Raw genomic sequence first — 18,751 nt, forward strand, 5'->3', positions numbered from 1 at the left:
GCGATTATGTGGTGCAAGCAAGGCTCGCTTTTTTGTTTTTCCATTACAATCATGAGTTCCGATATTAGATTAGACGCCTTGCAGTATCATTCCCAGCCCCGCCCCGGCAAGGTGGAAACGCTTCCCTGCAAGCCCTGCTTTTCACAACGGGATTTGACGCTTGCCTATTCCCCGGGCGTGGCCGAACCCTGTCTCCGCATTCAGGAAGATCCTTCCCAGAGCGCCCTGTATACCGGACGTTCCAATCTGGTGGGCGTGATTACCAACGGCACCGCCGTTTTGGGGCTGGGCAATATCGGCCCTGATGCGGCCAAGCCGGTGATGGAAGGCAAGGGCGTTTTGTTCAAGGTATTCGCGGACATTGACGTTTTTGACATTGAGCTGAACGTGAAGGAGCCGGAAAAGCTGATTGAAACGATCAAGACCATGGAGCCCACCTTTGGCGCTATTAATCTGGAGGACATCAAGGCTCCGGAATGCTTCATGGTGGAGGAACGCCTCCGCCAGGAGATGAATATTCCCGTGTTCCATGACGATCAGCATGGAACGGCGGTGATCTCCGGCGCCGCCCTTTTGAACGCAGCCGAGTTGACGGGCCGCAAGCTGGAGGATATGAAGGTCGTCGTCGTCGGGGCCGGGGCCGCCGGCATTTCTTGCGCCAAGTTCTACATGACGCTGGGAGTGCGCCGCGAACATATCTATATGTTTGACTCCAAGGGGCTGATTCATACCGGGCGCATTGACCTGCACGCCACGAAAGCCCAGTTCTCCCAGTCGGAAGATTGTTCCCTGGAGGAGGCCCTCACCGGAGCGGACGTGTTCCTGGGGCTTTCCACCAAGGGATTGCTCACGCAGGACATGGTCAAGCTTATGGCTCCTTCCCCCATCATTTTCGCCTGTGCGAATCCGGACCCGGAAATCACTTACCAGGATGCCAAAAAAGCGCGGCCTGACTGCATCATGGGATCCGGACGTTCCGACTGGCCCAACCAGGTGAACAATGTTTCCTGCTTCCCCTTTATTTTCCGTGCCGCCCTGGATGTGCGCGCTTCTGTCATCAATGAACAGATGAAGATCGCCGCCGCCCGCTCCCTGGCTGATCTGGCGAAGGAACCCGTTCCTCAGGAGGTGATTGACCTTTACGGGGGAGCCCCGCTCAGCTTCGGCATCGATTACGTGATTCCCAAGCCCATTGATCCCCGCATCATTGAATGGGAATGCCCGGCGGTAGCCCAGGCGGCCATGATTTCCGGCGTGGCCCAGTCCCCCATCCGGGATATGGAGGCCTATACGCTGGAATTGCGCAAGCGCATTGCCGCGGCACGTGAACGCGTCGCCGGCGTGGTGCGCAGCTACCTTTAACGGGGATCCCGGCGGGAAGCCGGAAAACCCATGCCTCCGGCGTTCGCGCCGGGCGGTTGCAAAAACCGGGTGGACTGATGTTCCGCCCGGTTTTTGCATGCCCGTACAGGGAAGTGTTTGTTTGGCGGGGATACTGCATCAGAGCATTCTGGAGGCGGAAAGAGGGATTGCGGGCGACGCTTCCTTCCGTATGAATTAAGACGGACATGCTGTTGCCCGGCGTTTCCCTGTTGAATGCGGCTTGGTGAATACCACCATAGTGAGGCTGTTTTCTTCTCTTCGTCAGGCAAGAAAGAAATTCCCCTATGGTCAGATGGAGGAAATGTTATTTTTATCTGGTATTTTCAAGCCATGTGGAGAGAACCGCAAGATATGGCCGGGCGGAGGATCGTCTTCGCTCCGGTCTTTGGTAAAGGCTTGTCTTCATTTAGGCGTTAGCCAGCCGGAGGCGCATCTGTTCCGTCTGTTCCCTGTCCGGGATAAGTTCTACAAGCGTCTGGCTGTTTTCCTCCAGGGAATCAAGCTGGTCGAAGTCCTCCGCCGTGCGGATCGCCAGGTAGCGCATTCCCCATTGTTCCGCAATGGCCTTGAAGGAATGGGCGTGGGGTTGCACCAGCAGTTTCCTCATGGCTTCGGAGTGTCCGTCCGCCCCGGGCAGGGCGCGGAAGATGCCGCCGCCCCCGTTATTGATGACGCCGAGGACGCGGGTGCCCCTGTCCAGTTGGGGAAGGAGCGCCAGGGCATTGGAATCATACATGGCGGTCAGGTCGCCCACGAGGGCCCAGGAACGGGAGCAGCGGGCGGAGACCCCCAGAAAACCGGAGATTTGCCCGTCAATTCCGTTGGCTCCCCGGTTGGCGCGGACGTTTTCCGTGGGGATGGCTGTCTGGGCGAAGCTGTTCCAGTACCGCACGGGCATGGAGTTGCCCAGGTAAATGCAGTCTCCGTCCGCGGCAAAGCAGGAGAAGGAGCGCACCATGGCCTGTTCGCTTTCCGGGCAGGTGATGAGCAGTTCCTCCATCAGGGCTTTTCTGCGTTTGTTCATGGAGCGCAGTCCGTTCACGTCGCCCACGGTATCTATATCCCCCAGCGCATGCAGAATAGCCTCCAGATTTCCGGTGACGACGGTGGAGGGGCGGGCCAGCCCGGAGAAGCCGGTGCGGGTGACGGAGAAGACTTCCGTGGCTGGAATGTCCTCTAGGTCGCGCCAGAAGCGGCCCACGGGCACGTCCCCTAATCTAAGCAGGACGGCGGGCGGATGTTCCCTCAGCAGGGCGTCCGCGTCCGTCAGGGCCAGATGGGCCAGCTCTTCCCGGAGCCCGGAGGTGGCGTCCGCCACCACGGGGGCTTTCAGTTCGTTGGCCAGCCACCGGGCCGGGGCCTGTTCCGTGGGGTCCAGGCCGCCGATCATGACTACCAGCCCGTCGCGCGATTTGAAGCGCAGGACCCGGGCCAGTTCTGCCAGGGAGCCCCGGAATCCGTTTTCCTCCGGAGGTTCCGCCGGGTAAAGGTCGCAGCTGCCGGGGTTCCAGGCAGGGTCCGGGTCCGGCAGGCACACGTTGATGTGGAGGGGGGAGGCGTAATCCCAGTCTTGCAGAATGTCTTCCGGCAGGCTTTCCGGCGTTTCCAGGTCAATTGTGGGTGCGTAAATGCCGAACAGATCCGCCTGTTCGATGGCTTGGGGTGCGGCGGAACCCCGGCAGGCCGCCGGGCGGTCCGCCGTGAGCAGGAGCAGGGGGCGGCGCTGGTAGTAGGCCTCCACCACGGCGGGGAGCAGTTCCGCCGCTGCCGTTCCGGAGGTAGTGACCACGGCCACGGGCAGCCCCATATCCTGAATGCGGCCCAGCGCAAAGAAGGCGGCGGACCGTTCGTCAAAGTGAGTCCATTTCACCAGATCCTCCGCGGCAGCCAGCACCTGAAGCAGCGCCATGTTGCGCGCGCCGGGGCAGACCACCCACTCGCAAATGCCGCCCAGGCAGCATTGGGCCAGCAGGGATTTGACGAAGGATGCGGGGGAGTTCACGGGAATCAGCCTTGTTTTTTTGCCGCCCTGGCCGCTTTTTCAGCCAGTTTGGCCTTTTCCTCATCCGAAAGAATGCGGGGAAAGACGGGGGCGGGCTCATTGATGCGGTGCCCTGCGGGGAGGATTCCCCACTCCAGCGCGGCCGGCGTAAGGCTCCGGAACAGGTCCCCGGCGTTGAGCTGGTCCAGAATGCGGGCGGAGGCGTCAGGGAGGACGCAGCCGATGAGATAGCCCGTCTGGGCGCAGCATTCCAGCAAATGGCGCAGCACGCAGCGGAGGCGTGGGGCGGAGGCTTCATCCTTGGCCAGCTGCCAGGGCTGCTGCTGCTCAATGTACGCGTTGCAGGCGGAAACCTGGGCGTTCAGGGCCGCCAGGGCATCGGAGACCATGTTGTCGTCCATGTATTTGGAAAACAGGGTGACGGCCTGGTCCATGGTGGCGCGCAGGGCCCTGGAGGCTTCGTCATCATATGCCTCCGCGCCGGAGATAACGGAATCGCAATAGCGGCGCGTCATATTGATGGAGCGGTTGCACAGGTTGCCGAGGTCGTTGGCCAGCTCCGTATTGTACAGCATGACCAGGCGGTCCGCATCAAAGTTGGCGTCCTTCCCGGTGGTGATGTCCCGCACCAGGTAATAGCGCACGGGTTCCGGGCCGAACTGTTCCGCCAGCAGGTTGGGGTCCACCACGTTGCCGATGGATTTGGACATTTTTTCCCCGTTGATGTTCCACCAGCCGTGCACGAGCAGGGTGGGCATTTCCTCGTCGGAGAAGCCCATGGCATGCAGCATGGCGGGCCAGTACACGCCGTGGGCGGGCACCAGGATGTCTTTGCCGATGACTTCGCAGTCCGCGGGCCAGAGCTTGGCAAAATCCGGCAGGCCGCTGTCCGGCTCCGCCAGGTAGCCGGCGAAGGAAATGTAGTTGATCAGGGCGTCAAACCAGACGTAGGTGACGAATTCGGGGTCGAACGGGAACTCGATTCCCCAGGAAAGGCGGCTCTTGGGGCGGGAAATGCAGAGGTCCGAGTCAAAGTCAATGGCGTTGAGCACTTCCGCCTTGCGGAAGGACGGAAGGACAAAATCACTGCTCTTTTCCACGAACTGCTTCATCCATTCCACATGGTCGGTCAGGCGGAAATACCAGTTTTCTTCCTCCAGTTCCACCACTTCCCCCCATTCCGGGCCGAAGTTGCCTTCCGCGTCCCGTTCCTTGTCCGTCAGGAACTGTTCCTGGCGCACGGAGTAGAATCCCTTGTAGGATTTTTTGTAAAGCTGGCCCTTATCCTTCAGGTCCGTCAGGATTTTCTGCACGCAGGCCTTGTGGCGCGGATCCGTCGTGGAGGCCCATCCGTCATTGCTGATTCCCAGGCGGTCCCACAGCGCCAGGAATTGCCCCGTGATATTGTTGACATGCTCCTGCGGCGTAATGCCCAGCTTTTCAGCCGTCTGCTGCACTTTCTGCCCATGCTGGTCCACCCCGGTCAGGAAATAGACTTCCTCCCCCTTCATCCGGTGCCAGCGCGCGAGAACGTCCGCCAGGACTTTTTCATAAGCGTGCCCGATGTGGGGCGGTCCGTTGGTGTAGTCAATGGCCGTGGTGATATAGTACATGCGGGGGACGATACTCCTTTCCTGCCGTTTTGCAAGCAAAGTCATGGCGGCATCCCGGGCGTGTTTTTCAGCATGGGATGGGAAAGTAAGGGGGGCCGCGGGCGAAACGGCGGAAGGGGGTGTGCGGATATTCCCTTTCCACCGCGCCGCAGCCTTCTCCGCAAGGGGCTCAACAGGAGAAAATACGGCGGGGCCGGATGTCCCCTGGAAAATTCCCCCAATGCATGGTTCCGGAAATGAATTCCATTGCCGGGGAGCGTGAGGCGTGTCTTTAATTTTGTGATTGTTGTTGCCGGAAGCCGCGGTTTTCATAGGCTTCCTCCAGCTGGCTGAGCGCCCGTTCCAGAATCGAGCGGGGACATCCCGCGTTCAGGCGCATGAAGCCTTCCCCTTCCTTGCCGAAGATGGAACCGTCGTTGAGAGCCAGGCGCGCGCCGTCCACAAAAAACGCCACCAGTTCCTTCTGGGAAAGGTTCAGTTCCCGGCAGTCCAGAAAGACCAGGTAGGAGGCATCCGGCATGATGGCCTTGATTTTGGGCATGCGGCGGCGCAGTTCCGCGTCAATGAAGCGGATGTTTTCCTGAATGTAGTCCAGCGCCTGGGCCAGCCATTCCTCCCCTTCCGGGCCTGAATAGGCGCTGATGAGCCCGTCGTACGCGAAAACGTGCCCTTCCGCAAGCTCCCTGCCGCTGACAAAGTCCTGGTATTTCGCGAACAGGTCCGGATTCTGGCAAATCACGTAGGAACTGCCCAGGCCGGGCACGTTGAAGGTCTTGCTGGGCGCCATGTAGGTGACGGAGTTCATGCGGGCCTGTTCGGAAACGGTGGCGAATACGGTGTGCCTGCGGCCGGGAAGGGTCAGATCCGCATGGATTTCATCAGAAACGACCAGCGTGCCGTTTGCCGTACAGATTTCAGCCACGCGGCGCAATTCCTCCGGACTCCATACGCGGCCTCCGGGGTTGTGGGGATTGCACAGGATGAACATGCGGCAGCCATGCACGGCTTCCTGCATGTGGTTGAAGTCCATGCGGTAGCGGCCGTTTTCCAGAATGAGGGGATTGTTGACGATTTCCCGGCCGTTTTCCCGGATGATCATGGCAAAGGGGTGGTACACCGGAGGCTGGATCATGATTTTGTCCCCCGGTTCCGTAAAGCATTGGATGGCGCTGGAAATGCCGGGAACAATGCCCGGAGCGAAGCCTATTTCCGAGGCGTTCACCTTCCACCCGTGGCGTCGGTCCACCCAGTCCCTGATGGCTTCAAAGAAAGCGCGGGGCTTGACGGTATATCCCAGGATTTCGTGCTCGCAGCGGCGTCGGATAGCTTCCATGATGAAGGGAGGCGTCCTGAAGTCCATGTCTGCCACCCACAGGGGAATCAGGTCGTCCCGGCCCCAGCGGGGAAGCAGCGCTTCATATTTCAGGGCTCCGGTGCCGCGGCGCTCAATTACTTCGTCAAAATCGTACTGCATGGAAGGTTTGTCTGGCGGCCAATGGTCAGGAAAGAGGGGTAACGCCTTTTTTCAGGATGATGTTGCCGTATTTGGCCGTTTCCCCGGTAATAACAACGGCATAGGCCTTTTTGGCCCGTTCATAAAAAGCGTAGCGCTCCATTTGCTCAATTTCCCCGTCATAGTTCAGCGCCTTGCGGTATTTGGCTTCCACCGCAGGGTCCAGAGAGTCCCCCGGAACCGGGGCCATCATGATGACGGGCGTTGCGTAGGCATCCAGTTCAAAGAGGGGGATGACGGCAGCCAGCAGGGCATCCGCTCCCAGTCCGTCCGCCCTCAGCACCGTAGGGTTGAAGGTATGGCCGGGGAAGTGGGAGTCTGAAAAGACGATTTCGTCGCCATGCCCCATTTCCGCAAGAATTTTCAGCAGGGAAGGGCTGATGAGGGGAGAAATATTTTTTAACATGCCCCGCAGTATAGCACCAGCCCGCGTTCCGGTACTATCATAAAATTGGGGTGATGCCGGTCATGCCCTCTCAGCCGTTAACAGTCTGGAAGCATTTCCGGACGCATTCTTCCATTTCAGGCATTTGCTCTTCCATGCTTTCCACCAGCCTGAGCTGGGTGCGGGCCCGGTGCAGGTTGTGCCGTTCTTTTTTCGTTTTGAAATAAACGTCCCCTTCCAGGTAGTCTGTCAGGAAGCGGATTCCCGTTTCCAGCGTGATGAGCAGACCGGAAAAAGCGAGTTTGGAGACTTCCTGCGGCGTGATGAAGTCCCTGGCGGCCTCCAGGTATCCCTTGACGACGGCCTCGAACATGGGCATGCGCAGGAAGGTTTTATCCAGATTTTCTTCATCTTCAGCCGCAGGGGAGGTCATGGTGCGCACCATGTCTCCGAAATCGTACAGGACGCTCCCGGGCATGACGGTGTCCAGGTCAATGACACAGACAGCCTTGTCCGTCTCCCTGTCCAGCATCACATTGTTGATTTTCGTGTCGTTGTGGACGATTCTGACGGGGAGCTCCCCCCGTTCCTGGAGATCCAGCAGCACGTCCACATAACGTTCACGGCGGCGGATGAAGTCCAGCTCCTTGCGGCAGGTATTCAGCCGTCCGTGGGAGTCCGCTGCCGCTGCTTTTTCCAAATGGTCAAAGCGTCTGCGGGTATGGTGGAAGAACGGAATGGTTTCATGGATGTCCTCCGGATTCATGTCACACAGGAGCTGTTGGAAAGCGCCGAAAGCGCGGGCTGCTTCGTAAGCCTGGCGGGGATGGTCCGCCACGTCGAACGTGTGGGTGTTTTCTATGCAGTTGTAGCAGCGCCAGAAGCCGGAACCGGGAATTTCCAGATATTTGCGGCCGCCCCGCGCGGAGTACAGGTTCAGCGTCTGGCGGAAGGGCGTTTTCAGCACCCGGAGCATTTTCCAGCGGATGTGGTTGGTCACCTTTTCCACGTTGTGCATGACATCCCTGGGGCATGGGAACACGGCATCGTTCACGCGCTGGAAGATGTAGCGGCGGGTGGTGCCGTCCGGCTTCCTGTAGGTGGCCCGGAAGGTCATGTTGATATGGCCGCTGTTAATGACGTCGCAATGGAGGAATTCTCCTGCGATGGCGAATGCGTCGCTCAGGGCGGCCACTTGCTTCTGAAGGGAGGAAGTGTGGAAAACGGCGGACAGGGGCATGGGGAGTTAAGAAAAGCTCCGGCATGATTGATGGCACATGCCGGAGCTTGCGTTGGTTGAGTGAATGACAGCCAGATTGTTAGAAGGTGTAGGCAACTCCTACCCCGGCGACGAAGGTGAAATTGCGGTAAACCTTGGAGGGCTCCCTGTAGGGGAAGCGGGCGGAGGCGCCGCGGTGGTTGGCCGCCAGGCCGCCGTTGCCGAGCCATACCGTACCCACGAACGGAGTCACAGTCAGGTCTTTCGTGGCCTTGACAGGGGCGGAAACCGTCAGGGAAATGCCCTGGGTTCCATTGGCGTTCAGGGAATTGCTGTCAAAATAGCCGGCAGTGGCGTTCCAGGTGCCCGCCACGATGACGGAGGTGGATTTGTTGACGTCATACTTGTATCCCAGAGTATTGGTGAACCACCAGCCAGTCATCCAGCGGAACGTATATTGTACGCGGCAGTCCCAGAAGAAGTTTTCCAGCCCTTTGCCGAAGTCATGGTGAATGTCCAGAACGAAGCTGTGTTCTTCCGGCCTGTTGTGGCTGAAAGCAGGGAAGCCGGAGTTGTTGCCTGTATTGTGGATGTTGAAACTTCCGGGGATACCGCCATGAACAAACTGGTAACTCAGAGCCGCGACAGTGGATTTTCCGAATTTGCGGCTGACACCTAAAATGGCCGATCCTTCGTCGCAAATGCCGGAATCATTGTGTTCCAGACCATTATCCGTCAGCCACTGATATTTTAATCCGCCTATCAGGGAATATTGATTGTTCAATTGATAGGCGCCGACGGCTTCCAGGGGAATGACATGATCGCTTGCGGAATTCTGGAAAGCCAGACCGCGGCTGATGTATTTGGTGGCGTAGCCTGCTCCCAGCTGGGCGGAGAATGTCTTGCCGCCGTTATTGGCGTTTAAAACATCCAGGGGAAGCTGGATATCGGCAGTAGCCATGCCGGAAAAAGCGGCCATGGCCGCACATGTAGCAATAATGGTTTTATGTTGCATAATTAGAGGGGAAAAATACAATAACAATATTTTTATTTTTAGCAAGTGTATCTTCAATACCAGAAAAGAAATATGAAAATATGTTCAATGTATGACAAAAAGTGTTAAATATTTGACGCATTATTCATCATGCAAGGACATTTTTTCCAAAAGAAAACTCTATAGCTTCCACAAAAGCCGGTTTTATTTAAATGTTTTCTAGCCGGCTCTGCGGCGGACGTGTTCACGGCTATGGCTTTTATGAACCTGATGATGCCGTGGATTCTTTTTTCAGCGCTTCCTTTAACTGGGGTTTCAGGTACCGGAAGAGCTTGATGGAGCCTTTACTGGACATGTGGTCGCCATCCTTGTACAGGATTTCCCCGTGTTCATAGGCGTTGAACGGCCTGTCTTCCGGTATATAGGGAAGTATGCGCAGGACGGTGCAGAGCCCTTCCTGTTCAAGACGGTCAAGGATGGGAAGTACGGCGGCGTGATCTTCCCTGTATTTTTGCCGCGTGCAGGTAAGGCTTTCCTGGCCTTTTCCCGTTTTCCCTCTGCGTATGAGGTTCCTGATGTACTTGGCCACATCATTTTTCTTGATGAGCGGAGTGGGGGCCAGCAGGATGACTTGCTTGCCCATCGCCCGCAGTTCGGAGATAAACGCACGGAGAGAGTCTGAATAGGCAGGTTCTCCGGAGGGAAGCGGCTTCAGCTTCCAGTCCATTACATTTTTACTGTCGTAACGGGTGCTCCAGTGCTGGGCTATCACCACATGGCTAATTTCCGGATGGACATTCAGCCATGCCATGAGGGCCTTTATTTTTTTCTCGTCGCAATAGTAACTTGCATCAAACGGCAGAGCGGGCAATTCCCTGTTCCAGAATGGGGAAATGACGGAAGAAACGTAAATCCCGGAGATATCCAATTCCCTGCATACGGCGTCCAATCCGCAAAAGGCCGCAGAGGCGTGGCTGTCCCCCAGCAGGACTATGGATGGAGCTTTGGCAGGGGAACCCAGCTGCAGCAGGCCGGGTTCCGCACTTCCCTTGAAATCGGTTTTGCTGACGAAGGCAAAGATGTTGTTATTGAATTTGATGGCTTCCTTATCAAATCCCTGGGCGGCTTCAGGAGATTTGATTTCCGATGCGCCATGCAGCTGGGGGCTGGAAATGGAGTTGATTTCCTGGTTGATGTAGTTCCGGAATCCTTCCGTCTGCCTTCCTGCAACGCATAGAAGCAATGCGAAAAGGTACAGGGGGATAAACCATTTCATCTTCATGCGCTTTTTCTCTACTGCAAGGTACAGGAGACCACCCAGGACTGTGGACGCCGCTCCGATGGCAAGCATGCCGGGCCATCCGGGAGCATGGAGAAACCACGAATGATAGAACGCGATGAGGGGCATATGCCCAGGTAAAGGGAGAATGAGATTCCTCCAATCCACAGCAGAAGTTTATTGTTGAAGCAGTGAGCCAGCCTGCCGGGTTCCGCATACCGGATTACCAGGCATGTCCCCAAAACTACGGCCGCCGAGCAGAGGGAGACATCCTTTCCGCGGGAAAGGGCAGGCACGAGGATGCATAATATTCCAAGAAGAAAGAGGAGAGCGTTTTTCTTGCGGTTTTCGCAACGTGTTGAACTTAAGGGGGGTAGATTGCTAACAAAATCCCCGCGCAAACCTCCCATAAACGGGGCAGCGTCATGTAATGGGAGGTGGGGCGGACCTGCTCCCAGACGGGCACTCCGATTTCCTGCAACAGGTTGTGAATGGGATAGGAATAGGCCCAGAGAAAGGACCCGATGCCGGCGATCCAGAAAAGAGAGGCGGCTGCCCGTTTGGGAAGGTAGCGGTACAGGACGCATCCCCCCGCGAACAGAAGATAAATCTGCGCCGTCACCGCCAGGTACCACATGTGAAGGAACGGATTGCCGGAAGAATCCTGCGCGAAATAGTCGGACTGGATGACGGCCAGGAACCTGTTTGCGGCGCCTATCAGCGTATATCCGCCTGTGGAGCTGGCTGTCGCCAGGTCCGTGTAGTCCAGAAAGAACATGCCGGCCAGGAGGGTAAGCGGAATGATGACGGCAACCGGGGTAAACAGCCTTAACACTTTTTTACGGGCAAATTCCCCCAGACGGATTTGCATCTGCTGTTTCTGGAAGGATTTCATAAGCAGGTAGCCTGAAATCACCAGAAATACTTCTACGCCGAAGTAGCCGTAGGGGAAATGCTCCGGATTGAGATGGAAAAGAATGATCAGAATAATCGCCAGCCCTCTGAGTGAAGTGATTTGCTTCATATGGATGAGAATTTTGGAAAATATCTAATATGTTTTGCGTTTGGCGCTTATGAAACTGGGACTTTCTTTTTTATTCAAGAACCATCCATGGAGCTGTCAGGTATGGGGCGCCGTGAATTTCTTTACTTTGGAGGCGGTTTGACGCCAAACAGCCAGGACGCAAGAAAGTTGCTGGAACGAAATACATTGCTTATCAATAAACAGAGGGTGATGATGGCTGCTGATACGGTGATGCCGACAAACAGTTGAATGATGACCGTATTGCCTGTGGTTAAAAATGGCTGTAAGAATTTCAGATTGGGAAGGAAAAAGAAATGGAGAAGGTAAATGTCCAATGTGCGCCGGCCGATGTATTCCAGAAGATTACCAGAGATATTGCCTTCGTTAAAGTATCTCTCCTTGCTGAAGAAGAATGAAACTACGACTATTAAACCGGCATATCGTACAAGAATGCCGACTATCTTGGTGGAATTGGTGTGGGGATATTTGGGAATTTTCAATTAAATTCATAAAACAAAGACACATCACAAAAATAACTATGAAAAAGGTTTTAAACCAATCCTTTGTTAATAACCGTGCAAACTGGTTCCAGTACTTGCGGCAAAAGATTCCCAATGCAAAAAACTGGAAATAGCGGGTTACCTCATACTCACACAATATGCCTCCCAGCGGGGAATCCCAGAATTCTCTTATTACCGGCACCCCAAAAGAGAGGAAATAGACGGAAGAAACGAGCAGGAGCCCGATGTCCAGCATGCGCTCCGTGCAACATAACCTGGATAACAGAGACAGGAAGATTAAAAACATCTGAAACAGGGTGATGGTAAACCAATATCCCTGGAAACCCGTGTGCAGCCATGTAAAGATTCCCTGACCCTGACAAAACAGGAACAGGGAACAAAACACAATCGTTCCAATTACCTGTGCCTGAATCTTCCTTTTGATGACGTCACCCACAAGGGAGGCGGTCCATTTCGTGCAAACCCTGTAGGCGAAGAAGCCGCTGACAAAAAAGAACAGCGGCATCCGGAAAGTCATGATCACCCAGTTTACAGTACTGTCCTTCACGTCGGTCAGGCCCATGGAGAAAAGTACTACATGACTGAATACGACGAAAATCATGGAAAAGCCCCGGAGGGCGTCAAAGTATCTCAGCCTTCCTGTTTTCTCCTCTATACATTTATTCATGTTGATCGGAACGTGTTTAAATCTGAAAGGTGTCGCATTTCAGACGATTACTATGCAGGTCTTTGATAATCAGTTTATTCAGGCAACTGTTAAGACTTTTCAGAGTGGTTTTTTTCTTTTCTGCCGGCAAGGAACAGTGAGCGGTAAAGAATACATTTCAACACGGATTTTAATTTCGTCTTTATCTTTGCAAGAAGCTTAGGGCGAAAATATGATTCCATCAGATTGACCGCCGCCTGATCGGAACGGCATTTGGCCAGCTTCCGGAAAAAGGAGTCCCGATGAGGGTTTTTCCGGGGATCAAAACGTAATCCCTCATTATGCGCTGCCGCCCATTTATATTCGGCAGGACGTAAAACGGACAGAGAGCCGCGCACAGATTCCAGCAATGCGTGAGCCCTGGGCGTCTTGCAGATAATGATGGAAAGCCCCTCTTGCATGACCAGATCCGGAAAATAGTTTTCCACTCCCCAAAAATCTCCAAGCGTGATATCGCTGCCGCTTTCCATATTTTTGGCAGGGCATTTTTCACATGACGGGCGGGAAAACATGCCTTCCAAAAAACCGCGTCCGTAGGCGGTTTCATAAATGGAATCTTCAAGGGGTGGGGTGTTGGTTGATTCCACCACGAAGGAATCACATCTCCAGCCCCGCGCAGGAGAGAAAGTCTTTTTTCTCATGAAAACGCCGGAAACATCGGAAATCCTGTTCTTGGCGATCAGATTGCGGAAAAAGGACTTCCAAACCTTCGGAGACGGTACGCTATGGCAGGCAATATCAACGGTAATTAAAAGTTCGGAGTTTTTCCGGATGACTTTTTTCAGCCCTTGAATTTGGCACGGAGTTCCGGAAAAAAGGACTTTACGGTTTGATTTCAGAAAATCACGGACCTGAAAGAATGCGTTTCCTATGGTGGATTGGACATATTTGCTGCCTTGGAAAAGATACAGGTCTTTTTTGTCTGTGATGAAATCGTGCCGGACTCCCATGAAATCTTCGTCCCACCTGGCTCCAAAAACGACTCCTCCCTCATTCAATACCTTCTCTGCCAAAATGGGAAATATTCCTCCGGAAGCGCTGTTCTGCGCCGTTAGGCTATCTCCGCTGCGTGCGGCATACGCTTTGATTGGTTCTCTGTCTGCCTCTTCCGCGGCGTTTTTTCTTTCTTCCTTCTGTGAAATCATGGGGCAGACGTTCTCGCACAGATGGCAGTCCACGCAGAGGTTTTGATCAGTTGACGGATAAAGGAAGCCTTCCTGATCCGGATGCATGGAAATGCATTTCCGGGGGCAGATTGTCACGCAGGCGTGGCAGCCGCAACAATCGTATTTGTTTTCCAAAATGATCATGTTCGTGAATGAAGAGTTAACGGTGAAGGTATTTTTTTGCCTGCACGATGACAATGCGGCGTTCTTCCGAGTTGAGGCCTAGGATGTAAATGCCTCCCATGGAAATAAGACAGGAGAAGAGAAGCACGAGGATATTCCCATATGGAAGGAGTGAGCGAAGATTCAGCAACATGAAATTCAACGCGCTGACCAGGAGAATAGTAAGAAGCGTTTTGAGAAAGACGGAACGAAGAAAGAGAGTAATGGAGAAGGAAAATCTTTTCTTTAGCAGGAAAAGTCTCAGGGCAGACGCAGCGAACGTCAGAATAATGGATACTACAAGGAAAGAAACGGGTGGATATCCCCATTGGAAGGCCAGATAGCTTAACGGGACGTTCAACAGGAGGATTGTTCCCACGCTGGCCTGGTAGAAAGCGATTTTCCCTGTAGCAAGGAGAACGGTGATCAAATAGGTGGAGTAGCTTTCCGCCAGCACATTGGCCAGGAAAAGGATAACGAAGATGTTGGTGTACGCGGGAATTTCCTTGAGCCAGAGAGATAGGATGAAATCAATGTTGAAGCACAGGGGGAGAATGAAGACGGCCAGCAGAAAGAAGCTGTAGCGCGTTCCGTTGAAGACAAGTTTCCACATGTGTTCGTAGTCTCCCGCCGCGTAGCTTTTCGTGATTTGCGGCTGCATGGCGCTGGAAAAACTTCCCATCAGGGCCGTGACCCCGGCGGATACCTGGGACGCCACGGCCTGCGCGGCGTTGATGAGTACGCCGAAAAAGAGGTTGATGACCACGTTGATGCCGGAACCTTTCAGCAGCCAGGCGATGGAGCCGAAGAGGTTCCATGAATAAAATGCTCCCATTTCCTTGAGGAATGGCTTGTCCAGGATGGCCCGGTAGCGGCAGATGGGGTAATGCCGCATGCAATAAAAGACGTAAAAGCCGCTCGAAGCCAGGGTGAGCAGGAAGCTGTACCCGGCAAAGTAAATCAGCCTGTCCATGGGAACGTAATACAGCAGGATGACGCATATTACTTTGACCCCTGTCAACAGGATTTCTACTGTCGCCAGCACCCGGAAATTTTCATGCGCAGCCAGCGTAGCGGTGTACGCCACGTTGAGCAGGCTTACCAGGAATGTCATCAGGGAAATCTGATAGACCCAGTTGACGGCATTCATTCGGTCCGCGGGAAAAACCATGCGGCAATTAATTGCCCACAGCCCCACGGTTTCTCCCATGATGAATATCACCAGGGCAAAAATGAAGAGGATGCTCAGGGAGGAGGAAAAAACCTTGTTCAGCCTTTGGTTGTTGTTCCTTCCCAGTTCATAGGTGATGAACCGGCTGATCGCCGTGTTCAGACTGCCGTTGAACAGGCCGAAGAGCGCCACCAGGCTGCCGACGACGTTGTAAATCCCGTAATCCGGTATTCCCAGCGCGTCCAGGGTAAGGCGCGACGTGTACAGCCCGATGACCAGATTGATCAACGAACGGGTGTAAAGCAGTATGGTGTTGCGGGCAATGCGTTTGTTGCTGTTTTCTTCAGCCATGGCGGGTAGCGGAGGTGCATTGTTGAATGGCGTTTTTCAGGAACTCCATGGAATGAATGCGCAGAGCCTCCCAGTTCCGTTCGACGGCCGTCCAGTTAATGGGACGGTCCAGTTGTTCGGCCATGGAGCCTTTTTCCGGATGGTAGATCCTGTCTTCCAGCCCCAGAGATTCCAGCAGGGAGAAAATACGCGTGTTCTGGACGGCTGTTTCTCCTTTTTGAAGAATGGTTATAAAGGGCTTGCGCATGATAAGCGCGAATACTGTGCCATGGAAGGAATTGGTGATGATGCAGAGGGCTTCCTGGAAGGCCTGCAGGAATTCATAAGGATCCGGGGAGATGGAATATTTTTCCGGGATGCAGCATTCCGCTCCCTGGAGAGGAATGACGCGGAGCGGGGCGCGCATTTTTTTCCCGGCCTCTTTCACCTGCTTCCAGGGAAGCCGGGAAAGCTGGCCTGTGTTGAGAAAATAACCCAGGACGCACGGTTCGGAAAAGTACGGCGGCCTCCCTTCCGTCAGCCGGGAGTATTCCCGGCGGTCCAGGAGCAGTGTGGGGTCCAAAACAACTTCCACTTTTTCTGCGCCGGCTTTCCGGCATATTTCCACCCCGTGTTTTTCCCGTACGGAAATGGCGGAGAATTTAGGGAATTCCCGCTGGGCCAGAGCAAGCCATTCCGGGGGCTGCTTCCCCCATGCCGCGCTGGCGGCATAGGCTATGCGCTTGCCGGCAGGGGCGAAATCCAGGAGTTTTTCCGGTTCGCAGGATGTCCATATCTGGTCGCTGCCCGCCAGGTATGCGTCAAAATCCAGTTCTTGCGCGTTGAGTTCTCCGGGGAGGAAAATGGGGGACAGGGAATGTATCTCCTGTTTAATAAAGGATTCAAATGAAGGGGCAGGCCGCGGGGCTTTCCGTTCCGGTTTCAGGGAACGGGCGCAGCGGGCAAGCAAATTCCAGGGATGCCGACAGTAATAGTCCAGTTTTTGCCGAGTTGTGGGAGGGGGGGGGACGGGAAGCGGTCTGGGGAGCTGCTTGATCAGGGCGGATTGAACGGACATTCCTTCCAACACCTGCTGCATGGCATATAACTGCATCAGGGAGCCGTAGTTGCGGGTGATGAACGAATAATGGATGGTGATAATGCCTATCTTCATTGGGCGTCAGCTTTTAAAAGAGTTTCTAACGGCGTTTGAGAGAGCCTGAAGACGGGTTCCGAGGCCGAACTGCATTCTGAGGTGCCGCAGAATCATCTGGAGAGAAGCAAGCTTTTTCCCCCTCCTCAGGTAATTCATGTAAGGGAAGGAGGTTGAGGCCGCGATGGCAGCCTGATCCTTGTGGTCAAGCTGCCGGATGATTTGCCGGTAGAAGTTTTTTCCGGAAAGGGCCCTTCTCAGCGTGCCTGTGATGCGTTCCCTGCATTCCCCGCGTTCCAGGCCGGAGGGGACGCACCGGTAGAGGCGGTAGATGGCATTGATGGAATTGATGAAATCCGACGTTTTCATTCTTCCGCGGACAATATTGTTCATAATGCTGCTTTCGTGGCCGGCACGGTAATGGTACAGGGGTTTCCGGATGATGGAGACGCGGCGGCTGTGACAGAGCATCCGGGTGGAAAATTCCATATCTTCGGAGACTTTGAGTTCCGGCGCAAAGTGGATTTGATGGGCGCGGATCGTTTCCACGCTGAAAAGTTTCGCCCAGATGGAGACGTCTACCAGAGCCGCTCCGGAGAAGGATTTTTCAGTCACCGCGTATTCGTCCCGCATGTTTCCGGAGGGAGGGTAAGGCGTTTCCATGGAAACCTCCTGATGATTTTCCTGATGGATGCAGATGGAACACATCACCATATCGGCGCAGGATTCCTCCATGGCGGAAAGGAGGCTTTCCAGCGCGTCGTCCTCAACCCAGTCGTCCGAGTCAATGAATGTCAAATAAGGGGCGGAGGCCAGTTTGATGCCCAGATTGCGTGCGGCGGAAACGCCCCTGTTCCGCTGGTGGATGATTTTGAAACGCGCGTCTTTGTTTCCGTATTCGTCCAGAATGGCTCCGCTGCCGTCCGGCGACCCGTCATCTATGCAAATGCATTCCCATTCTTTCAGGGTCTGGCGGAGAACGGAATCCAGGCATTGGCGCAGATGGCGTTCCACATTGAACACCGGAATGACGATGCTGACGAGAGGCTGGGTCATATTGTTGAAAGGCTGTGTATGGGCGATGCCGTTTGGATGAGGGTGCGCAGAGGGTTAAATGTTCCTTGCCTTCAGCAGAAGGTGGGCCATCCGGTATCTGCGCGCCGCCAGCAGACGGCAGACGAGGTGGAAGTAGCGGCCGCACAGGGGAAGCTCCGCCTTGCGGGCGGCCAGGCCGCTGGAAAGGAAGTCCCGGAATACTTCCCTGCGCGCGGCATAAGGCTGCCGCTGGAGGGCATGGAAAATCACGCTGATTTTTTGCAGGATGTAGCCTTTGACAATGGGAATATCTTCCTGCGGAAGGGAAAGGGTGCTGGCCCAGGCCAGGAATTTGGTTGTGAGCGCGTCTATGTCCCGGACGAGATTGAAGCGGCTGCGCTTGGCCGCTCCGTTTTCCGTTTCCTGGGCGCGGTAATGGTAGAAGGCTTTTTTGAGCAGGATGATGTCCGGGGCGCAGGCGGAAAGGTAGTCCAGGACAAACTGGAAGTCTTCAAACACGACGGCGGAGGTATTGAAGAGAATGCCGTTTTTTTTCAGGAGTTCCGTGCGGAACAGTTTGTTGCAGGAGGATTCCATGTCCAGGCTGGTCAGCAGGTAGCGCAGGAAAGCCCCCGTTTCCCCCGCGGGGATGTGCTGGTTCCGGCTTGGAAGGGTGGTTTCCGTGCGGATGAGCCGGGAGCCCGCATGGAAGTCCTTGCTGATTCCATAGCAGAGGAGGGCGGCTTCCTGCGCGCGGAGAGCTTCCTCATGGAGGCAGGCCAGCATGTCCGGCTCCACGGTATCGTCCCCGTCCACAAAGGCGGTCCAGTTTCCCCTCGCCACGGAGAGCCCCGCATTGCGCGCGGCGCTTACGCCCCGGTTGTCCTGGTGGATGGCGGTGAAACGGGCGTCCTTCCGGGCGTATTCGTCCAGGATGGCTCCGCTGTCGTCCGGGGAGCCGTCATTGATGCAGATGCATTCCCAGTCCGTCAGGGTCTGGTTCCTGATGGAGTCCAGGCAGTCCCTGAGGAAGGGGCCGGAACGGTAAACGGGGATGATGATGGAAAAAAGGGGGGGCATGGAGATAAAGCGGGG

Annotated in this window: 16 protein-coding genes; 2 read left to right on the plus strand and 14 right to left on the minus strand. The window is 55.1% G+C overall.

All coding sequences use genetic code 11. The features are described from left to right. The first annotated feature begins 51 nt into the window (after positions 1 to 51). Positions 52 to 1,362: a malic enzyme-like NAD(P)-binding protein gene (locus WW58_RS02550; protein WP_046435244.1), complete on the plus strand. Its 1,311-nt coding sequence runs from the start codon at positions 52 to 54 to the stop codon at positions 1,360 to 1,362. Positions 1,363 to 1,789: 427 nt separating this feature from the next. Here WW58_RS02550 and menD read toward each other — a convergent pair whose 3' ends face one another. The 8 genes from menD to WW58_RS02590 form a co-directional block, all read right to left on the minus strand. After that, positions 1,790 to 3,385 (minus strand): 2-succinyl-5-enolpyruvyl-6-hydroxy-3-cyclohexene-1-carboxylic-acid synthase, encoded by a 1,596-nt coding sequence (gene menD / locus WW58_RS02555; RefSeq protein ID WP_046435153.1) that lies wholly within the window; start codon positions 3,383 to 3,385, stop codon positions 1,790 to 1,792. 5 nt (positions 3,386 to 3,390) lie between these two features. Continuing rightward, positions 3,391 to 5,043: a methionine--tRNA ligase gene (gene metG, locus WW58_RS02560; RefSeq protein ID WP_046435245.1), complete on the minus strand. Its 1,653-nt coding sequence runs from the start codon at positions 5,041 to 5,043 to the stop codon at positions 3,391 to 3,393. A gap of 226 nt (positions 5,044 to 5,269) precedes the next feature. Further along, positions 5,270 to 6,472 (minus strand): MalY/PatB family protein, encoded by a 1,203-nt coding sequence (locus WW58_RS02565; RefSeq protein WP_046435155.1) that lies wholly within the window; start codon positions 6,470 to 6,472, stop codon positions 5,270 to 5,272. Between the two features lie 25 nt (positions 6,473 to 6,497). Continuing rightward, complete coding sequence (fucU, locus tag WW58_RS02570) at positions 6,498 to 6,917, minus strand: L-fucose mutarotase (RefSeq protein WP_046435158.1); 420 nt, start codon at positions 6,915 to 6,917, stop codon at positions 6,498 to 6,500. A 70-nt stretch (positions 6,918 to 6,987) separates the two neighbouring features. After that, positions 6,988 to 8,136: a phosphotransferase enzyme family protein gene (locus WW58_RS02575; protein ID WP_022197105.1), complete on the minus strand. Its 1,149-nt coding sequence runs from the start codon at positions 8,134 to 8,136 to the stop codon at positions 6,988 to 6,990. Positions 8,137 to 8,215: 79 nt separating this feature from the next. Then, positions 8,216 to 9,130, minus strand: a complete 915-nt coding sequence (locus tag WW58_RS02580; RefSeq protein WP_046435160.1) for a hypothetical protein — start codon at positions 9,128 to 9,130, stop codon at positions 8,216 to 8,218. A 238-nt stretch (positions 9,131 to 9,368) separates the two neighbouring features. Continuing rightward, entirely contained in the window at positions 9,369 to 10,460 is a 1,092-nt protein-coding gene (locus WW58_RS02585) for an SGNH hydrolase domain-containing protein (RefSeq protein WP_288143395.1), read from the minus strand. 292 nt (positions 10,461 to 10,752) lie between these two features. Continuing rightward, positions 10,753 to 11,412 (minus strand): acyltransferase family protein, encoded by a 660-nt coding sequence (locus tag WW58_RS02590; RefSeq protein WP_046435163.1) that lies wholly within the window; start codon positions 11,410 to 11,412, stop codon positions 10,753 to 10,755. On the opposite strand from WW58_RS02590, the gene WW58_RS02595 reads away from it, so the two are divergent. Then, positions 11,413 to 11,661, plus strand: coding sequence for a hypothetical protein (locus WW58_RS02595; protein ID WP_046435165.1), 249 nt, complete (start codon positions 11,413 to 11,415; stop codon positions 11,659 to 11,661). Between the two features lie 135 nt (positions 11,662 to 11,796). Here WW58_RS02595 and WW58_RS02600 read toward each other — a convergent pair whose 3' ends face one another. The 6 genes from WW58_RS02600 to WW58_RS12830 form a co-directional block, all read right to left on the minus strand. Then, complete coding sequence (locus tag WW58_RS02600; protein WP_046435167.1) at positions 11,797 to 12,600, minus strand: acyltransferase family protein; 804 nt, start codon at positions 12,598 to 12,600, stop codon at positions 11,797 to 11,799. 89 nt (positions 12,601 to 12,689) lie between these two features. Continuing rightward, entirely contained in the window at positions 12,690 to 13,949 is a 1,260-nt protein-coding gene (locus WW58_RS02605) for a Coenzyme F420 hydrogenase/dehydrogenase, beta subunit C-terminal domain (RefSeq protein ID WP_102738140.1), read from the minus strand. 16 nt (positions 13,950 to 13,965) lie between these two features. Beyond that, positions 13,966 to 15,489: a hypothetical protein gene (locus WW58_RS02610; protein ID WP_046435169.1), complete on the minus strand. Its 1,524-nt coding sequence runs from the start codon at positions 15,487 to 15,489 to the stop codon at positions 13,966 to 13,968. Continuing rightward, positions 15,482 to 16,642: a polysaccharide pyruvyl transferase family protein gene (locus tag WW58_RS02615; protein ID WP_046435170.1), complete on the minus strand. Its 1,161-nt coding sequence runs from the start codon at positions 16,640 to 16,642 to the stop codon at positions 15,482 to 15,484. The genes WW58_RS02610 and WW58_RS02615 overlap by 8 nt, the downstream gene beginning before the upstream one ends. Positions 16,643 to 16,648: 6 nt before the next feature. Continuing rightward, entirely contained in the window at positions 16,649 to 17,677 is a 1,029-nt protein-coding gene (locus WW58_RS12825; protein WP_102738137.1) for a glycosyltransferase family 2 protein, read from the minus strand. 54 nt (positions 17,678 to 17,731) lie between these two features. After that, on the minus strand, positions 17,732 to 18,736 hold the full coding sequence (locus tag WW58_RS12830) for a glycosyltransferase family 2 protein (RefSeq protein WP_102738136.1): 1,005 nt from the start codon (positions 18,734 to 18,736) through the stop codon (positions 17,732 to 17,734). Positions 18,737 to 18,751: the final 15 nt, after the last annotated feature.

This window comes from Akkermansia sp. UNK.MGS-1, from assembly GCF_000980515.1.
GTDB lineage: Bacteria > Verrucomicrobiota > Verrucomicrobiia > Verrucomicrobiales > Akkermansiaceae > Akkermansia > Akkermansia muciniphila.